This window comes from uncultured Rothia sp. (assembly GCF_963544205.1).
Lineage (GTDB): Bacteria > Actinomycetota > Actinomycetes > Actinomycetales > Micrococcaceae > Rothia.
Map to the genome: position 1 here is coordinate 44,469 of NZ_CAUUDY010000001.1, position 20,168 is coordinate 64,636.

Consider the following 20,168-nt stretch of genomic DNA (forward strand, 5'->3'; position numbering starts at 1 on the left):
GTTTTGCCCGCGGCCAAAAACTAAACCAAAGACTGAATGTGATGAGGGAAGATACCCTCCTGCACCGTCAGTCGAACAAGGAGCAGTCCTCATGTTTACCAGCCCCCAGGAAGTTCTCGACTTTATCAAGAACGAAGAAGTAGTCTTCGTTGATATCCGATTCACCGACATGCCCGGCGTGCAGCAGCACTTCAACCTGCCCGCCAAGGCGATTGATGACGATTTCTTCGTCAACGGCCAGCTTTTTGACGGCTCCTCCATTCGCGGCTTCCAGGGCATTGCTGAGTCCGACATGCAGCTGATCCCCGATGTTCAGTCCGCATACGTTGACCCCTTCCGCATTGAGAAGACCCTGGTCATCATCTGCTCCATCGTGAACCCCCGCACCGGTGAGCCCTACCACCGTGACCCCCGCGGCGTTGCTGAGCGCGCCGAGGCATACCTGCAGTCCACCGGCATTGCAGACACCGCGTTCTTCGCATCCGAGGCTGAATTCTTTGTCTTCGAGGACGTCCGCTACCAGGTTGAGCCGAATTCTGTGTTCTACAAGATTGACTCTGACGAGGCTCCCTGGAACACCGGCCGCAAGGAAGAGGGCGGCAACCTGGGCAACAAGACCCCCGTCAAGGGCGGCTACTTCCCCGTCTCCCCCGTCGACAAGCAGGCTGACCTGCGCGACGCCATGTGCGTTGCCATGGATGAGGTTGGCCTCGAGGTTGAGCGTAGCCACCACGAGGTGGGCGCAGCCGGCCAGGCAGAAATCAACTACAAGTTCGACACCCTCACCAAGGCCGCCGATGACCTGCTGAAGTTCAAGTACGTCATCAAGGGCACCGCTGACGCATGGGGCAAGTCCGTAACCTTCATGCCCAAGCCCGTCTTCGGTGACAACGGCTCCGGTATGCACTGCCACCAGTCGCTGTGGCAGAACGGCGAGCCCCTGTTCTACGACGAACGCGGCTACGCTAACCTCTCCGACACCGCACGCTGGTACATTGGCGGTCTGATTGAGCACTCCTCCGCTGTTCTGGCGTTCACCAACCCGACCGTGAACTCCTACAAGCGTCTGGTTCCCGGCTACGAGGCTCCCATCAACATGGTGTACTCGCAGGGTAACCGTTCCGCTGGTATCCGTATTCCGATTACCGGCACCAACCCGAAGGCTAAGCGCCTGGAGTTCCGTGCACCGGACCCCTCCGCTAACCCCTACTTCGCATTCGCTGCTCAGCTGATGGCTGGTCTGGACGGCATCCGTAACCGCATCGAGCCGCCGGCACCGATCGACAAGGACCTGTACGAGCTGCCCGCCGAAGAGGCTAAGGACATCAAGAAGGCTCCCGCTAACCTGGAGGAGGCACTGGCGGCTCTGGAGGCTGACCACGACTTCCTGCTCGAGGGTGGCGTCTTCACCGAGGACCTGATTCAGGCATGGATCGACTACAAGCGTAAGAATGAGCTGGAGCCGCTTTCGCTGGTTCCGCACCCGCTTGAGTACCAGCTGTACTACGGCGTCTAATTCCGGGCTTCTAGATGTGAGGTCTGAATAGCAGGCAACGGCCTATATGTTCCTTTGGGAACGTATAGGCCGTTGTTGTGTTCTCGGGCGTATCTCTGCGGACTTCTATCTTGCTGTAGCACTTTTGGCGACAGTACGTGTCCAATATTTTTATGCCTCGATGGGTCTTGCGCACCTTAGTTGCGCTTAGAGCGGCTCTAAGGGCTAAGCTGTTGGTGCTGGCGTTCCCTCCCTTTTTGTCGTGCAACCGGAGGGAACGCCAGTCTATTTTTATGCCCTCGTGCCGGTGCCTGCTTTCAGCGGGCTAGAGGTCACATCATAAGATGTTGGCCCACTGACCGGTAGATATGTTCGCAGGCGGGCGTACAATGAAAGTGCGTGCGCCCGGCCGGCGGCACCTACGAATTTCCGCGAGAAACGACGTCACGAAGCCGTGTTCTCCCCACCGCCCCTCACCTTTTCAGCATCTGCTGGGGCGAGTATCGCTGATGACCGACCGACCCGTCTGACGCCGCATCCACTGTAACGAGGAGAAATCTCATGGCATATCAGCCGACCATCCTAAACGGTGAAACTGTTTTCCGTAACGAAGTTTTTCAGACCGGCCTCATGTCCCAGCTGCTGGACGGTATCTACGATGGTGAGATGACCATCGGTGAGCTCCTGAGCCACGGCAACTTCGGTGTGGGTACCTTCAACGGCCTCGACGGCGAAATGGTCGTCCTCGACGGCGTCTGCTACCAGGTGCGTCACGACGGCTCCGTCTCCCTGCCCGACCTGCGCCAGCAGACCCCCTACGCCGTGGTCACCAACTTCGTGCCCATGATTAAGCGTGAACTACCGCAGAACCTACTCCGTAAGTCCGCCTCCCAGATTCTGGATGACTTCACCGTCTCCAAGAACTACATGTACGCCGTCAAGATTTACGGCGACTTCGAATGGGTCCGCACCCGCACCGTCATCAAGCAGGAGAAGCCCTACCCGAAGATGGTCGCCGCCACCGAGAACGAGGACATCGTCCAGTTCGACAACGTAACCGGCACGATTGTTGGCTTCCGCACCCCCATCTACGAGCAGGGTATTTCGGTGCCCGGCTGCCACGCCCACTTTATCGACGATAACCGCGTTCAGGGCGGCCACGTGGTCGACTTCAAGTTGCGCTCCGCAAAGGTCGAGATTTGCCCCGGCACCGGTCTGCAGCTGCACCTGCCGCTGACCCCCGAGTTCTCTTCCGCTAACCTCTCTCCCGAGGACCTGGCCGACCAGATCTCCAAGGCTGAGAAGCACTAAGCCCCTACCGGCGTATAGCAACGAAGGAGCCGCCCTCTACAGTTCAACCTGTAGAGGGCGGCTCCTTCGCTTGTAGCTACACGCTATGTTGCGGTAGGCGCTTATGCCTCGGGTACGAACTCGCCGTGGCCGCGCTCGCGCAGAGCGGCGCGCACCTTCTCGGCTGCCGCATCCAGCTCTTCGGCGGTGGCATCCTTCTTGGCGTTGGCAGGATCGTACTCAGCCATGCCGTCAGCCGGGAACAGGTGGATGTGGGTGTGCGGCACGTCGAAGCCCGCAATCATCAGAGCCACACGGTCCTTATCGAACGCCTGATCCAGGGCACCCGAAATCTTGTGCGCCACAGCGAACAGGTGCGCCGCCAGCTCAGCCGGCAGGTCGGGCCAACGGTCGACCTCAGCGCGGGGAACGAGCAGCAGGTGACCTTCCGACAGGGGCATGATGTCCAGGAAGGCGACGCAGTGCTCGTCCTTCCAGACGAAGCGACCGGGAATCTCGCCGTCAATAATCTTGGTAAAAATCGTGCTCACAATAATCTCCTTCATGCGCCGTCGTCGGCGCGCTTGAAGCTCAACGTTCAGGCTCTACGCCTCAACCTCAATGCTCTCGCCGGGGTTCAGGTGCTTCAGCTCGGTGCCGTACTTCGCGCCGAAGTTCGTCACCAGGCCCTCAATAATGCCGGTGCCGTTCTGGTTGATCATACCGTTGTGAATCGGAACCACACGCTGCGCGCCGGTCGCAATCACAAAATCGATGACTTCCTGAACCTTCGACCAGGGTGCGTGAATCGGCACCAGGACGGTATTCGCACGCACGCGGTGCGGAACCACCAGCGAGTCACCCGGGTGGTACACGGCACCATTAATCAGGTAACCGACGTTGGCGATGGTCTGAATCAGCGGGTGAATCAGGGCATGCTGACCGCCGTAGGTCTTCACCTCAAAACCGGGGATGCTGAACTCAGAATCGGAGGAAACAACGGTAACCTCAGCGGCGGGCACAGCCTCCTTGATAACCTGGGCGACAGCCTCGGGAGCCCAAATCTTCAGGGGGTTCTGCGACTCGGCACGCTCAGCAATCAGCGGCAGCACCGAGGGGCCATCAAAATGGTCCGGATGCGCGTGGGTCACGAACAGGTAATCGGCGCCTTCCAGCGCGGTGGCATGCTCACCTTCAGCGGCAAAATTGCCGGGGTCAAGAACGAGGGTGCGCCCCTCATTCTCAAGGCGGATACATGAGTGGGTGTACTTCGTCATCTTCATAGTTTCAGTCTACCGCGAACCCCAGCACCCGCCCGGCGGCGGCTTCAATTTTTGAGATAAGCCGCAAATCAACCACCTTTTGAACGCCTCTAGTGTAAAGTCGTAAGACAAGATCGACCACACAATGGGGCGGCCCTCCGCCCCGAAAGGTTCAGCAATGGACACTCATATTCCCGTACGGAGAATTACGAAGCCCGCCGAAGCCCGAAATACCCGCCAGCGTCGCATCATCAAGGCGACCATGGAAGAGCTCGGCGATTTCATCTCAGCACAGGATCTGCACCTGACCCTCGCGAACCGCAAGGAACAGGTCTCTCTCGCAACCACCTACCGCGTGCTGCAGTCGCTGGCTAACGCCGGCGAACTCGACTCGGTCAAGGGCGTTGAGGGTGAGACCCTGTACCGCCACTGCCAGGTCAAGGACCATCACCACCACCTGCTCTGCCGCCGATGCGGCGCCGCCATCGAGCTGGAAGCACCCGCCCTCGAGGACTGGGCACTTGCCATGGGCAAGCAGCACGGCTTCTCGGAGCTGGAACACGTGGTTGAAGTGACCGGTTACTGCCCGGACTGCACTTTGGCACGTCGCGAGGAAGAATCGCAGGGCGGCACTGCACGCTAACGTTGCAGGCCAAGCCGCAGGCTCTAAGCCCCTCATTCTGAGGAGCTCTCCCCCACCGGGGAACTCCTTCTCAACGAAGGATACGGCGCCTTCAAAGATCTTCGGCGCCGCCGCAGCACGACACACAGGGCATCTGGACAAGGCGACACATTGCCGAACAGCTTGAGCCCGCCTCGCGCACCGGGTGCATAATCCGTAGCGCTACCACAGCACGACAGTAAAGAGCCCCACCTCGGGAACGAGGTGGGGCTCTTACTTTAAGGTTTACCCGTCAGCAGGGGCTGTAAGCCCTTCTAAGAGGTTTATGCCTTCTCCGTCAGCTGGCGGCCCGACGCGCTGTGGCGGCGCTTCACGCCACCAATCACGCGGCACACCATATAAATCAGGAAGGAAATGCTGGTCACGTAGGGGCTAATCGGCAGCGAACCGGCAAGGGCCAGCAGAATACCGCCCACAATGGACGCCTCCGCGAACAGCACCGACAGAATCAGGGTGCGTACCGGAGAGGCAGTCACCTGCATTGCCGCAGCCGCCGGAGTAATCAGCAGAGCCAGCACCAGCAGCGAACCGACCACCTGCACCGACAGCGCTACAGCAATACCCAGAATCACCATGAACACCAGGGACAGGAAGCGCATCGGCACGCCCTTAGCGCGGGCAACCTCCGGGTCCAAGGAAGCGAAGCTCAGCGGGCGCCACACCATCACCAGCAGGGAAATAATAACCACCGCACCAATAATCATGGTGTTCAGCTGGTCGGCATCCACGGACACAATCTGACCGGTCAGCAGACCGAACTTATTCGCGCTACGACCCTGGTACAGGGAGAGGAAAAGAATACCCAGACCCAGACCGAAAGGCATGAGCGCGCCAATCACCGAGTTTGAGTCGCTCGCTTTAGAGCCCAGAAAAGCAATCAGCAGCGCCGAGGCAATCGAACCAACCATGGAGCCGGTCACCACGTCATAGCCGAGCAACAACGCCAGGGCGGCACCCGCAAAAGACATTTCAGAGATGCCGTGCACCGCGAAGGCATGGTCACGCATCATCACGAAAATGCCGACAAAACCGCCGATAAGGCCCAGCACGGCGCCAGCAAAAATGGAGTTCTGCAGCATGTGCAGCAGCTCGCCGTAGCGGTCAAAAACGAAAATGCGGGAGAGCAAATCATTCTGCGCGGCGGCAATCGGAGCCAGGACGGGAAGGGAAGCTAGAAGAGTCATCGAGTGGTTCCTCCCGGAAGGTGTAGGGTGCGCTGCGTATCGGACGGGCCAGACTTCAGGTGGGATCCGTGAATGTTCTGGTCGGTGCCCTCAATATGGCAGTGGTCGCTGGCGTGAGTCTCACCCACCACCACGTAGCGGCCATTGGACTTGAGCACGCTCACCGGGGTTCCGTACAGGGAGGTAAGGGTCTCGCTGGTCATGACCTCTTCCACCGAGCCGACCGTGAAGCGGCCGTTCGCCAGGTAGAGCACGCGGTCCACATGCTCGATGATGGGGTTGATTTCGTGGGTCACGAACACCACCGCCACACCGCGTTCACGGTTGAAGCGGTGAATCAGCTCAGCCACAGCGTACTGGTGGTTGAGGTCCAGGGAGAGCAGCGCCTCGTCAGCCAGCAGAATCTTCGGATCGTTCGCGAGCGCCTGGGCGATACGCAGACGCTGCTGCTCGCCACCGGAGAGCAGACCCACCGGCACGTTTGCGTATTCGGTCGCGCCGACGGCTTCGAGGAGTTCGTCGACCTTGGCGCGGTACTTTCTGCCGTGCAGGCGGATGCCCCAGCGGTGTCCGTCCACGCCCAGCCCGACCAGGTCGCGGGCGCGCATCGGGGTGGAGGTGGGGATGGACTTCTGCTGCGGCACGTAGCCGACGCCTGCGTTACCCAGGCGTGCGGGCTTGCCGAGCACCGAAATCTCGCCGGCGTTGAGTCCGGTCAGGCCGAGAACGACTTTGAGGAAGGTGGACTTGCCAGAGCCGTTGGGGCCGAGCACGGCAAAGTACTCACCAGCGCCGATGTCGAGGGTTAGATCTTTCCAGAGGGTGCGGGCCCCGAAAGCGAGGCTACCCCCGCGAATGGAAATCGCGGGGGTGGCACCGTTATTGTTGTCAGTCACTTAGGAGAGCGCCTTTTCGAGGTTGCTGACGTTGGTCTTCATCCATGCCAGGTAGTTGGTGTTCTCCGGCAGGGTTTCGGTGAAGGATACGTAGTTCACCGAGGCGTCCTTAGCTGCCTGCAGCACCTCGTTGGTCTGGGAGGTGGAGGTCTGCTCGTTGTAAGCGAGCAGCTGGACCTTCTTCTCGGTGACCATGTCCTTGGTTTCCTTCAGGACCAGGGCGGGGACGTCGTTGCCGGCTTCTGCCGCCTCAGCGAATTCGCTGGGGGTTGCGTTCTCTGCGCCGGTGGAGGAAATCAGGTAGTCCGGCACGGGCTCGGTGGACAGGTACTTCTTGCCCTCGCCGGCGATTGCCTTGGCGGTGGTATCCAGTGCGTCCAGTTCCTTGGAGAAGGTGGATGCGTTGGTGCGGAACGCCTCAGCGTGTGCGGAGTCGAGGTCCGCGAGCTCTTCAGCGATCTTCTGGGCGACCTTCTTCATGGTTTCGAAGTCGTACCAGAGGTGCTCGTTGAACTCGTGTGCGTGAGCGTGGTCGCCGCCGTCTTCGTGGTGTTCGCCGCCGCGGTGGTCCTCGACCAGGTGGGTGTATTCGGCGTCGGTGAGCTTGCCGCTGACCTTGACCGCGTTCACGATCTTCTGGGAGGTGTTGTCCTTGCCGGCGAGGTCTTCGAGGAACAGGTCGTAGCCTGCACCGTTGATGACAATCAGGGATGCGTCCTTCGCCTTGAGGCGGTCGGCGCTGGTGGCTTCGTAGGAGTGGGGGTCGGTGCTGGTGGAGGCGATCAGTGCGGTGACCTCAATGTAGTCGCCGCCGACCTGCTTGGCGATGTCTGCGTAGACGTCGGTGGAGGCGACGACCTTCACCTTGCCGTTGGAGCCTGCCGAGGAGGACGAGCCGGAGGTCTTGTTCTCGGTTGCGCAGCCTGCCAGCAGCAGGGAGGACGCGGCGAGTGAGCCCATTGCGGTGAGGAAGTGCTTGCGGGTAATCTTCGGGTTCGACATGAGGGCTCTCTTTCGGTTTCGTTCTAGTCTGTAGGTTTCTTAACTACATCATGCGCACACCCGTATAAACAACTCTTTATTGGTGTCATTTGGGTGCTGTTAGGCAGCCCTTTTCCCTGTCAGTAGCTTATGCAACAGGGATAGTTAGCTCAGCCTACGGCGCTCCCCCACCGCTACTTTATACTGCCGCTTCATCCCGCCGTCTGAGACTGCCCCTTTGAATGCGCCCATACACCGTTTTTGAGCGCAAAATAGCCCGCCCCGTGCCCTCCTTGACGAGGGTACCGGGCGGGCTGTGTGTTCAAGATTTCCCTGTTTCACCCGGGGTATCTCACGATGCGGTTACTGGGCTTATTACTGCGCTTCGCGCGCCTGCTGGCGGCGTACACGCTCACGCACCGCATCCTGGGTGGTGTCGTTGATTTCGCCGACCAGCTCCTCCAGCACGTCTTCAAGGAAGACCACGCCGAGGGTTACGCCGTGCTCGTCCATAACCTGCGCGATATGGGTTCGGCTGCGCTGCATGGAGGCGAGCGCATCGTCAATATCGGTGGTCGGGGTGAGCGTGTCCAGGGACCGCAGCTTGTACCAGGGGAAGGGCTCCTCGAACCGCTCGGGGGCGATGGCGAGGGCGTCCTTCACGTGCAGGTAGCCCATGTAGGTTCCGTCGTTGTCGGTGACGACAAAGCGGGAGTATCCGCTGCGTGCCACGGCACGTTCCAGCTCGGCGGGGGTGCTACCGAAGGGTAGGGTGACGAGCTTATCGCCGGGCACCATGATTTCGTAGACGTCCTTCTCGGTGAATTCGAGGGCGCTTTCAATCACGCCGGCGTCGTCTTCCACGGTGCCTTCCGCGGTTGAGGTTGCCACGATGGTCTGTAGCTCCCCCAGGGTGAAGGTGGATGCGACTTCGTCCTTCGCTTCGACCTTCATGAGCGCCAGCAGCTTATTGGACAGGTTGTTCAGCAGAGCGACCACGGGGGCGAAGATCTTGGAGAAGGTCACCAGGGTCGGCACAATCCAGAGAGCCACACCGCGAGCGGCGAGGGTCACGGCGGCGTTCTTGGGAACCATCTCGCCAAAGATTACGTGCAGGTAGGTGACCAGAATCAGAGTGACGCCGAAGGCGATGACGTCCACGATGGCGTGGGGCAGGCCGACCAGGTGCAGGGGCACTTCCAGCATGTGGTGCAGCGCCGGCTCTGAGACGTTCAGGATCAGCAGCGAGCAGATGGTGATGCCCAGCTGGCAGGTGGCGAGCATGAGCGAGACGTTCTCTAGGGCGTAGATGACGGTCTGCGCTCGCTTATTGCCTTCTTCTGCGAGCGGTTCGATTTGTGCTCGTCGGGTGGACATGATGGCGAATTCACCGGCGACGAAGAAGGCGTTTCCGGCGAGCAGGATGACGAGCAGTGCGATAGCTACCCAGTCGTTCATGCGTTGCCTCCCTTCTCGGTCTGTTCCTGTGCGCTAGGTGCGGGGGTGAATCGGATGCGGTCGACGCGGCGGCCTTCGAGGGTGTCGACGCGCAGGGTGCCGCCGGGTACGGGGACGCTGTCGCCCACTTCGGGGATGCGGCCGAGTCGTTCCATCATGAAGCCGCCGACGGTTTCGTATTCGGGGCTTTCTTCAACCTCGAGTCCGGGGATGAGGGCGTTGATTTCGTCGGGGCGGCGTAGGCCGGAGAAGACCCAGTCGCCGTTGCCGTAGCGTAGGGGGCGTTCGGTGCGGCCGCGGTCGTGTTCGTCGGAGACTTCGCCGACGATTTCTTCGACGAGGTCTTCGAGGGTTGCGATGCCGGCGGTTCCGCCGTATTCGTCGAGGACCACGGCAAGCTGCAGGGCACCCTGGCGCAGCTGGGTGAGCAGCGCGTCCAGGTGCAGGGTTTCGGGGACCTGCAGCACGTCTTCTGCGAGGGCTCCGGCTTCGAGGGTTTCGCGTACCTCCGGGGGTACGCCGACGGCCTTCTTCACGTGCACGACGCCCACGATGTTGTCGTGGTCGCCCTTGTAGAGCGGGAATCGGGAGTGGCCGGTGGAGCGTGCCAGTTCGATGACCTCGGTGACGGGGGCAGTGTCTTCGAGCATGGCGACCTGGCCGCGAGGGGTCATGACTTCGGAGGCGGTCAGCTCGGAGAAGCGTAGGGTGCGGTCCACGAAGCGTGCCGCGTCGGAGTCGAGGGTGCCTTCTTCTGCGGAGCGTCGCACCATGGAGGAGAGCTCCTCGGGGGTGCGTGCCGCGGAGAGTTCTTCTTTGGCTTCCATACCGAAGCGTCCGAGAATCCAGTTGGCGGAGCCGTTCATGACGCGCACAAGCGGGGACATGACGCGGGTGAAGGCGAGCTGCGCGGGGGCGACTCGGCGTGCCACGTCATAGGGTTCGGCGATGGCGAGGCCCTTGGGGAGCAGTTCGCCGACGACCATGGAGAGCAGGGTTGCGATGAGCATCGCCAGTACCAGGGTGAGCACGTCGGTCACGCTGGTGGGCAGGCCCAGGCTACTGATGGCACCGGTGGTGAGCGCCTTGATGGCGGCATCGAGGGTGTAACCGGTCAGCAGCGTGGTGATGGTGATGCCAATCTGGCAGCTGGATAGCTGAGTGGAGAGCGTCTTGAGGCAGCGCAGGACGGCGTCGGCGGCTTTATCGCCGGAGTCCTTTGCCTGCTGTACGGTGGCGGTTTCGAGCGCCACGAGGGAGAACTCTACGGCAACGAAGAAGCCCGTTCCCAGGATGAGGAGTAGGCCGATGAGCAGGAGGATTAGATCCACTCAGCCACCGCCTCCATCGGCTGGTGTGCGGTGCCTTGGGCCTGGCGGGGTAGCCCCGCAACCAGGCTGTCCAGATGCTGAGCATCGGAGGTGGTGTTTTTGGGTGTTACAGTGCCGTGTTGCGCAGAGTACACGGGCAGTATTCTGCGCTGGCTAGTAGTCAGAGTCTTACTCAAAGGGTCATCCATACCCCATATTTTAGCGAAGGTTTCGTCTCTTCCCGGTGCTGTAGAGTGCCTGCTCACAAGCGCAAGACAGCACTTGTTGCGCACGCGGCTCATTGCTAATCCCTAAGAGTGAAAAATTGCATTGCGGATATGGCGCGATGAGCTGGAAAGTTCACCGTGATTCTCTTTACACTTATACATAGGAGCATGAGTGTGCCGCCAAGCAAGCGGATGAACCCCGACGTTCACGGCACGCTAGGCAGGTTTGTACGGTGCACACCCCGCACATACGGCCACCATCTTAGGCGATGCGCACATGCTCAGCGTGATGATTCGCCCCTCGAAGACGCGGGTCGTCTATGCCGGGGAGAGTCCCGGACGCGACGGATAAATTCACACTAATTGGAAGAGGCGTTTAACGTGCCAAATCTGCCAGAACATCTGGTGCCTGAGGAATTTGCCGGTAACGAATGGTTCGTTGAAGAACAGTACGAGCGTTACCAGAAGGACAAGAACCTCGTGGACCCTTCATGGTGGCCCATTTTTGAGACCATCGACAAGGCGCTGGGAGGCGCCGGTACCGCTAGTGTAGCTCCTGCTGCGGCACCCGCCGCACCGGCTGCGCCTGCCGCACCTGCTGTAACTCCCGCTCCCGCGGCACCGAAGCCTGCGGCTGCGCCTGCTAACCCTACCCCTCCCGCTGCTACCAAGAAGGCTGAAACTGTGGAACCTGCTGAAGACAAGATTGTCCCCCTCCGCGGCCCTGCTAAGGCAGTCGTCACGACCATGGAAGAGTCGCTGACTGTCCCCACCGCAACCACCGTTCGTGCGGTCCCCGCAAAGCTGCTCATCGAGAACCGCGCAGCGATTAACAAGTACCTGGCAAGCACCCGCGGCGGCAAGGTTTCCTTCACCCACATCATTGGTTACGCTGTGATTCGCGCGGTGGCAGCGATGCCCTCGATGAACGTGACCTACGGTGTGGATGAGAAGGGCAAGCCCGTTGCAATCCACAACGCACACGTAAACTTTGGCCTGGCTATTGACCTGCCCCGCCCCGATGGTTCCCGCAACCTGGTCGTTCCGAACCTTAAGGGTGCTGAGCAGCTGAGCTTCCGCGAGTTCTGGGAGGCTTACAACGACATCGTTAAGCGTGGCCGCAACGGCGCGCTGACCATTGAGGACTTCCGCGGCACCACTGTTTCGCTGACCAACCCCGGTGGTATTGGTACCGTCCACTCGGTGCCCCGCCTTTCTAAGGGCCAGGCAGCCATCATCGGTGTGGGTGCTCTGGAGTACCCGGCTGAGTTCCGCGGCCTGTCCGAGAAGCTCATCACCCAGCAGGGTCTGTCCAAGATCATCACCCTGACCAGCACCTACGACCACCGCGTCATTCAGGGTGCAGGTTCCGGTGAGTTCCTGAAGCTGGTTGAGCACTACCTGCTCGGCGGCGACGACTTCTACGACGCTATCTTCCGTGACCTGAAGGTTCCCTTCGAGCCGGTCCGCTGGGCACGCGACAACCACGTCGATGACGCTCACGAGATTTCCAAGGTTGCACGTATTCAGCAGCTGATTCACGCGTACCGCGTGCACGGCCACCTGACCGCAGCAACCAACCCCGTTGGCTACAAGATGCGTTCGCACCCGGATCTGAAGCTGGAGAACTACGGCCTGACCCTGTGGGATTTGGACCGCGTCTACCCGACCGGTGGCTTCGGCGGTGCCGAGCGTCTGCCGCTGCGCACCATCCTGGAGCGCCTGCACGAGGCATACTCCGGTTCCCTCTCCGTTGAGTACATGTACTCTGAGGACCCCGAGGTTCGCGCATGGTTCCAGGAGCGCCTGGAGCGCGGCGCCGCTAAGCCCACCCGCGAGGAGCAGCTGCGTGTTCTCTCCAAACTGGTTGAGGCTGAGGCATTCGAGAACTTCCTGCAGACCAAGTACCTGGGTCAGAAGCGCTTCTCCCTGGAGGGTGGCGAGTCCCTGATTCCGCTGCTGGACGCTGTTCTGGACAAGGCCGCTAACAACGACCTGAAGGGCGTTGCCATTGGTATGGCACACCGCGGCCGCCTGAACGTGCTGACCAACATTGCTGGTAAGTCCTACGCTCAGATTTTCCGTGAGTTCTCCGGCACCGCAGCACCCTACGAGGGTGGCTCCGGTGACGTGAAGTACCACCTCGGTACCGAGGGTGTCTTCACCTCCGATTCCGGTAAGCAGACCCAGGTGTACGTGGCTGCTAACCCCTCGCACCTTGAGGCTGCAAACACCGTGCTCGAGGGTATCGTCCGCGCTAAGCAGGACGTCTACCGCGAGCAGGGCGTTGAGGGCCACCCGGTCCTGCCGATTCTGATTCACGGTGACGCAGCGTTCGCTGGCCAGGGTATCGTCATGGAGACCCTGCAGATGGCTGACCTGAAGGCGTACACCACCGGCGGCACCGTGCACGTTGTGGTGAACAACCAGATTGGCTTCACCACCCTGCCGAACGACGGCCGCACCGCAACCCACGCTACCGACATTGCGCGTATGACTAAGGCTCCGGTCTTCCACGTCAACGCTGATGACCCGGACGCAGTGGTTCGCGCCGCACGCCTGGCATTCGAGTACCGTGAGCGCTTCGGTCGCGACGTTGTCATTGACCTGATTTGCTACCGCCGCCGCGGTCACAACGAGGCTGACGATCCGTCGATGACCCAGCCGAAGATGTACCAGGACATCGACGCTCTGCCTTCGACCCGCACCCTGTACGCACAGGATCTGGTCGGTCGTGGCGATGTCTCTCAGGAAGAGGCAGACGAGGTTCTGGATTCCTACCACTCGAAGCTGGACGCTATCTTCGTCGAGACTCAGTCTTCGGCACCGGCTCCGACTGCTCCGCACGTTTCCGGTCTGGAACTGCCGGCTGCTCAGCAGAACACCGAGGTTGTTCACGCTGGCAAGACCGCTATCTCGCTGGAGACCTTCCAGCACATTGCTGATGCGTTCGGCAAGGCTCCTGAGGGCTTCACCATCCACAAGAAGCTGAAGAAGCTCATGGAGCAGCGCGTTGAGATGGGCCGCACCGGCAACGTGAACTGGGGTATGGGTGAACTGCTCGCCTTCGGTTCGCTGCTGATGGAGGGCACCGACGTTCGTATGAGCGGTCAGGATGTTCAGCGCGGTACCTTCGTTCAGCGTCACGCTGTTCTGCACGACCACATCACTGATGAAGAGTGGTCGCCGCTGGAGCACCTCTCTGAGGATCAGGGCAAGTTCCGTATCTACAACTCCTTCCTCTCTGAGTACGGCGTTCTCGGCTTCGAGTACGGCTACTCTGTGGAGCGCCCCGACTCGCTCGTGGTGTGGGAGGCTCAGTTCGGTGACTTCGCGAACGGCGCTCAGACCATCATTGACGAGTTCGTGTCTTCCTCCGAGCAGAAGTGGGGCCAGCGCTCCTCGCTGGTTATGCTGCTTCCTCACGGCTACGAGGGTCAGGGTCCTGACCACTCCTCGGCTCGTGTTGAGCGTTACCTGCAGCTGTGCGCTGAGAACAACATGACTGTGGCTTGCCCCTCGACCCCGGCTTCGCACTTCCACCTGCTGCGTCGCCACTCTCAGCACCGTCCGTACAAGCCGCTGGTAGTGATTAGCCCCAAGCAGCTGTTGCGTCTGAAGGCTGCTGCATCCTCGATTGAGGACTTCACCGAGGGTTCGTTCCAGCCGGTGATTGGCGATCGTTCGGGTATCAACCCGGCTCAGGTTGAGCGTCTGGTCTTCGTGTCCGGTCGTCTCTACTACGATCTGGAAGCGGAGCGCGAGCGCCGCGGCGACACCAAGACCGCTATTGTCTCGGTGGAGCAGCTGTACCCGCTGCCCGAGAGCGAGATTAAGGAGCAGCTGGCTCTGTACTCGAACGCTACCGACGTTGTGTGGGCTCAGGACGAGCCTGCTAACCAGGGTCAGTGGCCGTTCATGGCTCTGAACCTGCAGCCGCTGATCGACCGCCGTATGCGTCTTGCTTCCCGCCCCGCAGCTGCTTCCCCGGCTGCCGGTACCGGTAAGCTGCACGCAGCTGAGGCTGAGGCACTGTTCAACCAGGTCTTCGAAGGCTAAGGTCTTCTACGGCTAACCGGCTAAGGATTTAGCTGTTCAAAAACCGTCTCCCCGTCAGATGTTTCTGGTGGGGAGACGGTTTTTTAGTCTCGGATGCTTACCGGAGAGGGTATTAAGTTCGAAAAGAGGCTCAAGAGCGCTTATCCTAGATATAAAGACTATTACTCACGTGCCTTGCCGCCTCTCACGGCGGGCGCATACTGCAGAAGAAAGAATTCCGTGGAGCAACGCAATATTCGAATTGTGGCAGTCGGCGATGACCTGCTCGCCGGTGTTGGCGATCCCCGTACTCTCGGCTGGTTTGGCCGTGTTATGGCACGCACCCCGCAGACCACCGCATCCATTGCGGCATATAACCTTGCCGCCCCCAATGAAGGTAGCGAGCAGCTGAACGCACGCTGGTTCGAGGAGGCGCGCCGCCGCTTCGTTCCCGGTGCTGATAACCGCCTCATTATTGCTCCGTCGACCTTTGACATTGATTTGGGTCTGACCAGTGCACGTTCGCGTTTGAACCTGGCGAACATTGTGGACATGGCGTCGCAGAACAACATTAAGGTTCTGGTTGTTGGTCCGCCGCCGACCCTGGACGCTGAGCGTAACCGCCGTATCGCTGACCTGTCGGCGGCGTACGCGGATGTGGTGACCCGCCGTAACCATGTGTACGTGGATACGTTCAACCCGCTGTTGCATCACGAGCAGTGGCGCAACGACCTTGCCGCTAATGACGGCCGTCCGGGTCAGTCCGGTTACGGTCTGATGGCGTGGCTGGTTCTACACCGCGGCTGGTACAACTGGCTGAACATTCCTGAGCACGGCTAAGAGCCTGCTCCCCCGGCTGGGGTTGTGAGTTGAGGCGAAGAAAGTTCGTGTTTTTTAGCTCATATCCCGGTTCCAAGATGCAATCATGCCGTTTCTATGAAAAAATAGACGGCGTTGCCCTTATAGCGTGGAGCACCGGTTTTCGGTGACCGCCTCTGCTAGGGCAGGTAATAGGGGGCACGCACCGCGAAGGTGGGGCGTGCATCCATGAACACTATAAGGAGGCTCTGATGAGCAAGCGCGGTCGTAAGCGCAAGGACCGTCGTAAGGGCGGCGCAAACCACGGTAAGCGCCCCAACGCATAAGGTATCTTGCATACACTTTAAAACCCCGGCGTTTCGGATATTATTCGGACCCGGGGTTTTGCTTTACCCGCAGATGTTTGTGCGCGTTCTGCGGAATAAAGAGAAGAATTCTACGTTATGGAAGTGAACGCCTGGCGCGTTCCTGTAGAGGAGAAACATGGCTGAAACCAACACCGCGGCGGATACCCGCGAGCTACGCGAACGCTTTACCGCGGACGCTATGCAGTATGTGGATCAGCTCTACGCTGCTGCCCTGCGGATGAGCCGCAACTCTGCCGATGCTGAAGACTTGGTGCAGGAAACCTACATGAAGGCTTTTGCTTCGTACCACCAGTTCACCGAGGGTACGAACCTGAAGGCGTGGCTGTACCGCATCCTGACGAATACGTACATCAATTTGTACCGTAAGCGTCAGCGTGAGCCGCAGCAGTCTCAGGGTGAGACGGTGGAGGATTGGCAGCTGGCTCAGGCCGGTGAGCATGATGCGGTGGGTCTGCGTTCTGCCGAGGCGGAGGCGCTGAGTGCCCTGCCGAATACGGAGGTTCGTGAGGCTCTGAACGAGCTCTCTGAGGATTTCCGCATGGTGGTGTACTACTCCGATGTGGAGGGGTTCGCGTACAAGGATATTGCGGAGATTCTGGATATCCCTCTGGGCACGGTGATGTCTCGCCTACATCGTGGCCGCCGTATTCTGCGTGAGAAGCTGCTCGATTATGCGCGTGAGAACGGTCTGCGCCCATCGACCATCGCAAAGGTAGAAGCGAAGGCTGAGGCAAAAGCCGCAGCGAAGGCGAGCGCTAAGGGGCAGCCGGCAAAGGCTACCAAGGGCACTAAGGCGGCCAGGGGCGTAAAGTCCCCGCCGGCGGGCTCTAGCTCCGAGGCGCCTGCGGATTCTTAGATTCGCTCTTCTACATGTGAGCTAGCCCCCCATGCGGTTGAGGCTAGACTCCCCTAACGCTTTATACCTTCCGTGTGAAAGGAACCCCGATGTCAACCACAGACAAGAATTCTTCTGTCCCCGAAGCCTCTGCGGCTTCTGAGCCGCTGGAGGATTGCGGCGGCCAGCCCTGCTCGGCGACCCTCAAGCGCCTCTACGAATTCCTCGATAGGGAGCTGAGCCCCGAGCAGCTGCGCACGGTTCAGGCGCATCTGGATGCCTGCCCCGACTGCGCGGATGTGAAGGACTTTGAGCTGATGATTCGTGAGAAGATGCGTTCTTCGTGCGCTCAGCAGGCGCCCGAGCAGCTGAAGGCGCGTCTGCTGCAGGATGTGCAGAAGTTCTGCGCCGAGGCGAATCTCTAAGTAACGCGAACTCATAATGCTCCTGTACGCATGAAGGCGGTGCACCAATGACGGTGCGCCGCCTTTCTGCATGTTGCGTTGGTTAGCGCTGCCTGGTTCGCACTGCCTATCTCATCGCTAGAGTCCTCGGCGGCTCGCAAACCCTCAACCGGTAGAATAGGGGTAGACGTCAACTGGCGCAGCGCACCACAGCCTGCGCCTCCCCGTGATTCGACCCAGAAGAGGATATATGAGCGACGCAGCAGTGCAGCTTTCCCCCGGTGATTGGCCCGCTCCCCTGGCACCCGCCTCCAGCGAAGCCGCTGGTAAGAACGCGCTGGTGCATATTCCGGGTTCTAAGTCGCTCACGAACCGCTACCTGTTGCTTGCCGCTCTGGCTGATTCGCCGTCGTATTTGCGTGCGCCCCTGCATTCGCGTGATTCGGCGCTGATGATTGAGGCTCTGCGTCAGCTGGGTGCGGGTATTGAGCTGGTGCCGACCGATTCGCCGTTCGGTCCGGATGTAAAGGTCACTCCCCTGAGCTTCGTGGAAGCTGAGCCGCGTGCTGTGTCGATTGAGTGCGGTCTTGCCGGTACCGTGATGCGTTTTGTGCCCGCCCTGGCGGCGCTTCTGCCGGGTGAGTTCGCTTTTGACGGTGACCCGCACGCCCGTCAGCGTCCGATGGGTCCGGTCCTAGAGGGTCTGCGTCAGCTGGGTGTGCAGGTGGATTGTGAGCAGGGCGAGAACGCTCTGCCCTTCGTGCTACGCTCCCCCGGTCTGGCTTCCAGCGAGGGCGTTTCTGAGGCGCCCGTGGTGCGTATTGATGCGTCTACGTCTTCTCAGTTCGTGTCGGCTCTGCTGCTGATGGCGCCTCGCCTGCCGCAGGGTATGGTGCTGGTGCATGAGGGCTCTTCGGTGCCGTCCATCCCGCACATTCAGATGACCGTGGAGGCGCTGCGCCAGATGGGTATTCGGGTGCAGGAGCACTACCCGACTCAAGGCAACGAAGCAGGGGGTGGCGAGTACCGCTGGACGGTTCACCCCGGTTCCTTCCCCGGCTTTGAGATGACCATTGAGCCGGACCTTTCAAATGCCGGTCCGTTCCTTACCGCCGCCGTGGTTACCGGCGAGTCGGTGACTATTCTTCACTGGCCGGCACCCGCGGCTGATTCTTCGGCGGGTACGACCCAGGTGGGCGATATGTGGCGTGAGCTTCTGCCCGCGCTGGGCGCTCGGGTGAGCTACGCTGAGGGACGTCTGACCGTGACCGGTCCAGCGCAGCTTCCCGAGGGTGACTTCTCCTTTGATCTGTCTGCCGGTGGCGAGCTGGCGCCGACCATGGCGGCAGCCTGCGCCTTCGTGAAGGGCCGCGTGGAGCTGACCGGTATTGCGCATCTGCGCGGTCATGAGACGGACCGCCTCGCAGCGCTCGCCGCTGAGATTAACCGTCTGGGAGGCAGTGCCCACGACACCGCAGATTCGCTGGTGATTGAGGCGCCCATCCCCGCTGCCACTGAGGCTGAGCAGGTTCTGGCGCGCACCTACGACGATCACCGTATGGCAACCTTTGCGGCGATTATTGGTCTGCGCCGCGGCAACGTGGTGGTGCAGAATGTTGCCACCGTCGCGAAGACCATGCCCGAATTTACCGCAATGTGGGAGGACATGCTGGCGCAGTGGCAGACCGGCGCCTCCACCGCTGATGCTACCGCTGACCAGGAGGTCATCTAAATGGGCTCTTCCCGCATGAACGTGCGCGATTTCTCTGAATGGGATGAGTCGGATGTGCGCGTGCGCCCGAATAAGAAGGGTTCCCGCCCCCGCACGAAGGACCGCCCGACCTTCAAAGAAGCGATTCGTGGCAGGGTCATTACGGTGGACCGCGGCCGCTGGTCGGTCGTCGTGGATGAGGGTACCGAGAAGGAGCGTACCCTCATTGCGGCGCGCGCTAAGGAGCTGCGCCGCACCGCGATTGTGACCGGCGACTTTGTGGACCTGGTGGGTGACACCTCCGGCGCGAAGGATACCCTGGCGCGTATTGTGCGTCTGGGCGAGCGCACCTCCGTTCTGCGCCGTAGCGCCGACGATACCGACCCGTCGGAGCGCGTGGTTGTGGCGAACGCTCAGCAGCTGGTGATTGTGGTTGCTGCGGCGAACCCGGAGCCGCGTACCGGCTTCATTGACCGTGCCGTGGTGGCGGCGTTTGATGCCGGTATTGAGCCGATTCTGTGCATCACCAAGACCGATGTGCGGTACCCGCAGAACCTGCTGGATTACTATGCGGCAAGCGGTTTGAAGATTGTGCTGTCTTCGTCTTCGGATGGTTTGGCGCCGAGCCAGGAGGGCGCGAAGGGTCTAGAGTCTGCACCGGTTCAGGAGCTTCTGCAGGAGCTGCTGGGTCAGGTGTCGGTGCTTCTGGGCCATTCGGGTGTGGGTAAGTCTACCCTGGTGAATGCGCTGACCGGCTCTGAGCGTGCGACCGGCCATGTGAACGCGGTGACGGGCCGTGGCCGTCATACCTCCTCGTCGGCGTTGGCGTTGCGTCCGGTGAATGCGAATGGGGAGCCGATGGAGCCGGGCACCTGGATTATTGATACTCCGGGTATTCGTTCGTTCGGTCTGGCGCATGTGCCACCGGAGACCGTCGTGGAGGCGTTCGTGGACTTGGCGCCCGGTGCGGCGGACTGCCCGAAGGCGTGTACTCACGCGGCGCAGGCTCCCGAGTGCGGTCTGGAGGCGTACGTTGCCGCCGGTCACGCCGGTGAGAGCGGTCCCGCCCGCCTGGAGTCCTTGCGTAAGCTGCTGCTGTTGACTCCTGAAGAGGGCGATTCGGAGAAGGAACTGGGCGCTCTCGTCTAGGGTTCTCTGCAGGGTGCTCTGCCACCCTCCCTCACACACATTTTTGCTGACTACATCAC

The 20,168-nt window shown here is 60.7% G+C and carries 18 protein-coding genes; 10 read left to right on the forward strand and 8 right to left on the reverse strand.

Translation table 11 applies throughout. From position 1 onward, the window contains the following. Window positions 1-91: 91 nt before the first annotated feature. Both glnA and budA read left to right on the forward strand, forming a co-directional pair. The gene (glnA, locus tag RWZ58_RS00160) at window positions 92-1,516 is read left to right on the forward strand and encodes a type I glutamate--ammonia ligase (RefSeq protein ID WP_070831363.1); all 1,425 of its coding nucleotides are present in this window, start codon (window positions 92-94) and stop codon (window positions 1,514-1,516) included. Window positions 1,517-2,056: 540 nt separating this feature from the next. Then, complete coding sequence (budA, locus tag RWZ58_RS00165) at window positions 2,057-2,806, forward strand: acetolactate decarboxylase (RefSeq protein ID WP_314656614.1); 750 nt, start codon at window positions 2,057-2,059, stop codon at window positions 2,804-2,806. A 101-nt stretch (window positions 2,807-2,907) separates the two neighbouring features. Here the strand turns inward: budA and RWZ58_RS00170 are convergent, their stop codons facing one another. Beyond that, the gene (locus tag RWZ58_RS00170; protein ID WP_314656616.1) at window positions 2,908-3,336 is read right to left on the reverse strand and encodes an HIT family protein; all 429 of its coding nucleotides are present in this window, start codon (window positions 3,334-3,336) and stop codon (window positions 2,908-2,910) included. A gap of 54 nt (window positions 3,337-3,390) precedes the next feature. Next, window positions 3,391-4,068, reverse strand: coding sequence for an MBL fold metallo-hydrolase (locus RWZ58_RS00175; protein WP_314656618.1), 678 nt, complete (start codon window positions 4,066-4,068; stop codon window positions 3,391-3,393). Window positions 4,069-4,225: 157 nt separating this feature from the next. On the opposite strand from RWZ58_RS00175, the gene RWZ58_RS00180 reads away from it, so the two are divergent. After that, window positions 4,226-4,690 carry a transcriptional repressor gene (locus RWZ58_RS00180; RefSeq protein ID WP_314656620.1) on the forward strand — a complete coding sequence of 155 codons (465 nt, stop codon included), beginning with the start codon at window positions 4,226-4,228 and terminating at the stop codon, window positions 4,688-4,690. A 302-nt stretch (window positions 4,691-4,992) separates the two neighbouring features. On the opposite strand, the gene RWZ58_RS00185 is transcribed toward RWZ58_RS00180, so the two are convergent. From RWZ58_RS00185 to RWZ58_RS00210, 6 genes are all read right to left on the reverse strand, one after another. Beyond that, window positions 4,993-5,913, reverse strand: a complete 921-nt coding sequence (locus tag RWZ58_RS00185) for a metal ABC transporter permease (protein ID WP_314656622.1) — start codon at window positions 5,911-5,913, stop codon at window positions 4,993-4,995. Continuing rightward, window positions 5,910-6,809: a metal ABC transporter ATP-binding protein gene (locus tag RWZ58_RS00190; RefSeq protein ID WP_314656625.1), complete on the reverse strand. Its 900-nt coding sequence runs from the start codon at window positions 6,807-6,809 to the stop codon at window positions 5,910-5,912. Before RWZ58_RS00190 ends, RWZ58_RS00185 begins: the two co-directional genes overlap by 4 nt. After that, window positions 6,810-7,811: a metal ABC transporter solute-binding protein, Zn/Mn family gene (locus tag RWZ58_RS00195; protein ID WP_314656627.1), complete on the reverse strand. Its 1,002-nt coding sequence runs from the start codon at window positions 7,809-7,811 to the stop codon at window positions 6,810-6,812. Between the two features lie 354 nt (window positions 7,812-8,165). Next, window positions 8,166-9,248 (reverse strand): hemolysin family protein, encoded by a 1,083-nt coding sequence (locus RWZ58_RS00200; protein ID WP_314656630.1) that lies wholly within the window; start codon window positions 9,246-9,248, stop codon window positions 8,166-8,168. Beyond that, a complete protein-coding gene (locus RWZ58_RS00205) occupies window positions 9,245-10,579 on the reverse strand; it encodes a hemolysin family protein (RefSeq protein WP_314656632.1) in 1,335 nt (444 codons plus the stop codon). The genes RWZ58_RS00200 and RWZ58_RS00205 overlap by 4 nt, the downstream gene beginning before the upstream one ends. After that, complete coding sequence (locus tag RWZ58_RS00210) at window positions 10,570-10,755, reverse strand: hypothetical protein (protein ID WP_296545367.1); 186 nt, start codon at window positions 10,753-10,755, stop codon at window positions 10,570-10,572. Before RWZ58_RS00210 ends, RWZ58_RS00205 begins: the two co-directional genes overlap by 10 nt. Before the next feature lie 411 nt (window positions 10,756-11,166). Between RWZ58_RS00210 and RWZ58_RS00215 the strand changes: the two genes are divergently transcribed. The 7 genes from RWZ58_RS00215 to rsgA all read left to right on the forward strand — a co-directional run bounded on the left by RWZ58_RS00215 (window position 11,167) and on the right by rsgA (window position 20,109). After that, on the forward strand, window positions 11,167-14,844 hold the full coding sequence (locus RWZ58_RS00215) for a multifunctional oxoglutarate decarboxylase/oxoglutarate dehydrogenase thiamine pyrophosphate-binding subunit/dihydrolipoyllysine-residue succinyltransferase subunit (protein ID WP_314656634.1): 3,678 nt from the start codon (window positions 11,167-11,169) through the stop codon (window positions 14,842-14,844). Between the two features lie 219 nt (window positions 14,845-15,063). After that, window positions 15,064-15,663, forward strand: coding sequence for a GDSL-type esterase/lipase family protein (locus RWZ58_RS00220; protein ID WP_005505446.1), 600 nt, complete (start codon window positions 15,064-15,066; stop codon window positions 15,661-15,663). A 230-nt stretch (window positions 15,664-15,893) separates the two neighbouring features. Beyond that, window positions 15,894-15,968: a 50S ribosomal protein bL37 gene (locus RWZ58_RS08695; RefSeq protein ID WP_095343185.1), complete on the forward strand. Its 75-nt coding sequence runs from the start codon at window positions 15,894-15,896 to the stop codon at window positions 15,966-15,968. Between the two features lie 157 nt (window positions 15,969-16,125). Beyond that, on the forward strand, window positions 16,126-16,866 hold the full coding sequence (locus tag RWZ58_RS00225; protein WP_314656637.1) for a sigma-70 family RNA polymerase sigma factor: 741 nt from the start codon (window positions 16,126-16,128) through the stop codon (window positions 16,864-16,866). A gap of 89 nt (window positions 16,867-16,955) precedes the next feature. Further along, the gene (rsrA, locus tag RWZ58_RS00230; protein ID WP_294602780.1) at window positions 16,956-17,270 is read left to right on the forward strand and encodes a mycothiol system anti-sigma-R factor; all 315 of its coding nucleotides are present in this window, start codon (window positions 16,956-16,958) and stop codon (window positions 17,268-17,270) included. A gap of 229 nt (window positions 17,271-17,499) precedes the next feature. Next, a complete protein-coding gene (gene aroA / locus RWZ58_RS00235; protein ID WP_314656639.1) occupies window positions 17,500-18,981 on the forward strand; it encodes a 3-phosphoshikimate 1-carboxyvinyltransferase in 1,482 nt (493 codons plus the stop codon). Continuing rightward, window positions 18,982-20,109 (forward strand): ribosome small subunit-dependent GTPase A, encoded by a 1,128-nt coding sequence (gene rsgA, locus RWZ58_RS00240; protein ID WP_049352597.1) that lies wholly within the window; start codon window positions 18,982-18,984, stop codon window positions 20,107-20,109. Window positions 20,110-20,168 lie beyond the last annotated feature (59 nt).

Excerpts from the sequence above, each read along its gene's own strand:
- glnA (WP_070831363.1), top strand. The coding sequence starts at position 92 with ATGTTTACCAGCCCCCAGGAAGTTCTCGACTTTATCAAGAACGAAGAA.
- budA (WP_314656614.1), top strand. The coding sequence starts at position 2,057 with ATGGCATATCAGCCGACCATCCTAAACGGTGAAACTGTTTTCCGTAAC.
- RWZ58_RS00175 (WP_314656618.1), bottom strand. The coding sequence starts at position 4,068 with ATGAAGATGACGAAGTACACCCACTCATGTATCCGCCTTGAGAATGAG.
- RWZ58_RS00180 (WP_314656620.1), top strand. The coding sequence starts at position 4,226 with ATGGACACTCATATTCCCGTACGGAGAATTACGAAGCCCGCCGAAGCC.
- RWZ58_RS00185 (WP_314656622.1), bottom strand. The coding sequence starts at position 5,913 with ATGACTCTTCTAGCTTCCCTTCCCGTCCTGGCTCCGATTGCCGCCGCG.
- RWZ58_RS00195 (WP_314656627.1), bottom strand. The coding sequence starts at position 7,811 with ATGTCGAACCCGAAGATTACCCGCAAGCACTTCCTCACCGCAATGGGC.
- RWZ58_RS00200 (WP_314656630.1), bottom strand. The coding sequence starts at position 9,248 with ATGAACGACTGGGTAGCTATCGCACTGCTCGTCATCCTGCTCGCCGGA.
- RWZ58_RS00225 (WP_314656637.1), top strand. The coding sequence starts at position 16,126 with ATGGCTGAAACCAACACCGCGGCGGATACCCGCGAGCTACGCGAACGC.
- rsrA (WP_294602780.1), top strand. The coding sequence starts at position 16,956 with ATGTCAACCACAGACAAGAATTCTTCTGTCCCCGAAGCCTCTGCGGCT.
- aroA (WP_314656639.1), top strand. The coding sequence starts at position 17,500 with ATGAGCGACGCAGCAGTGCAGCTTTCCCCCGGTGATTGGCCCGCTCCC.
- rsgA (WP_049352597.1), top strand. The coding sequence starts at position 18,982 with ATGGGCTCTTCCCGCATGAACGTGCGCGATTTCTCTGAATGGGATGAG.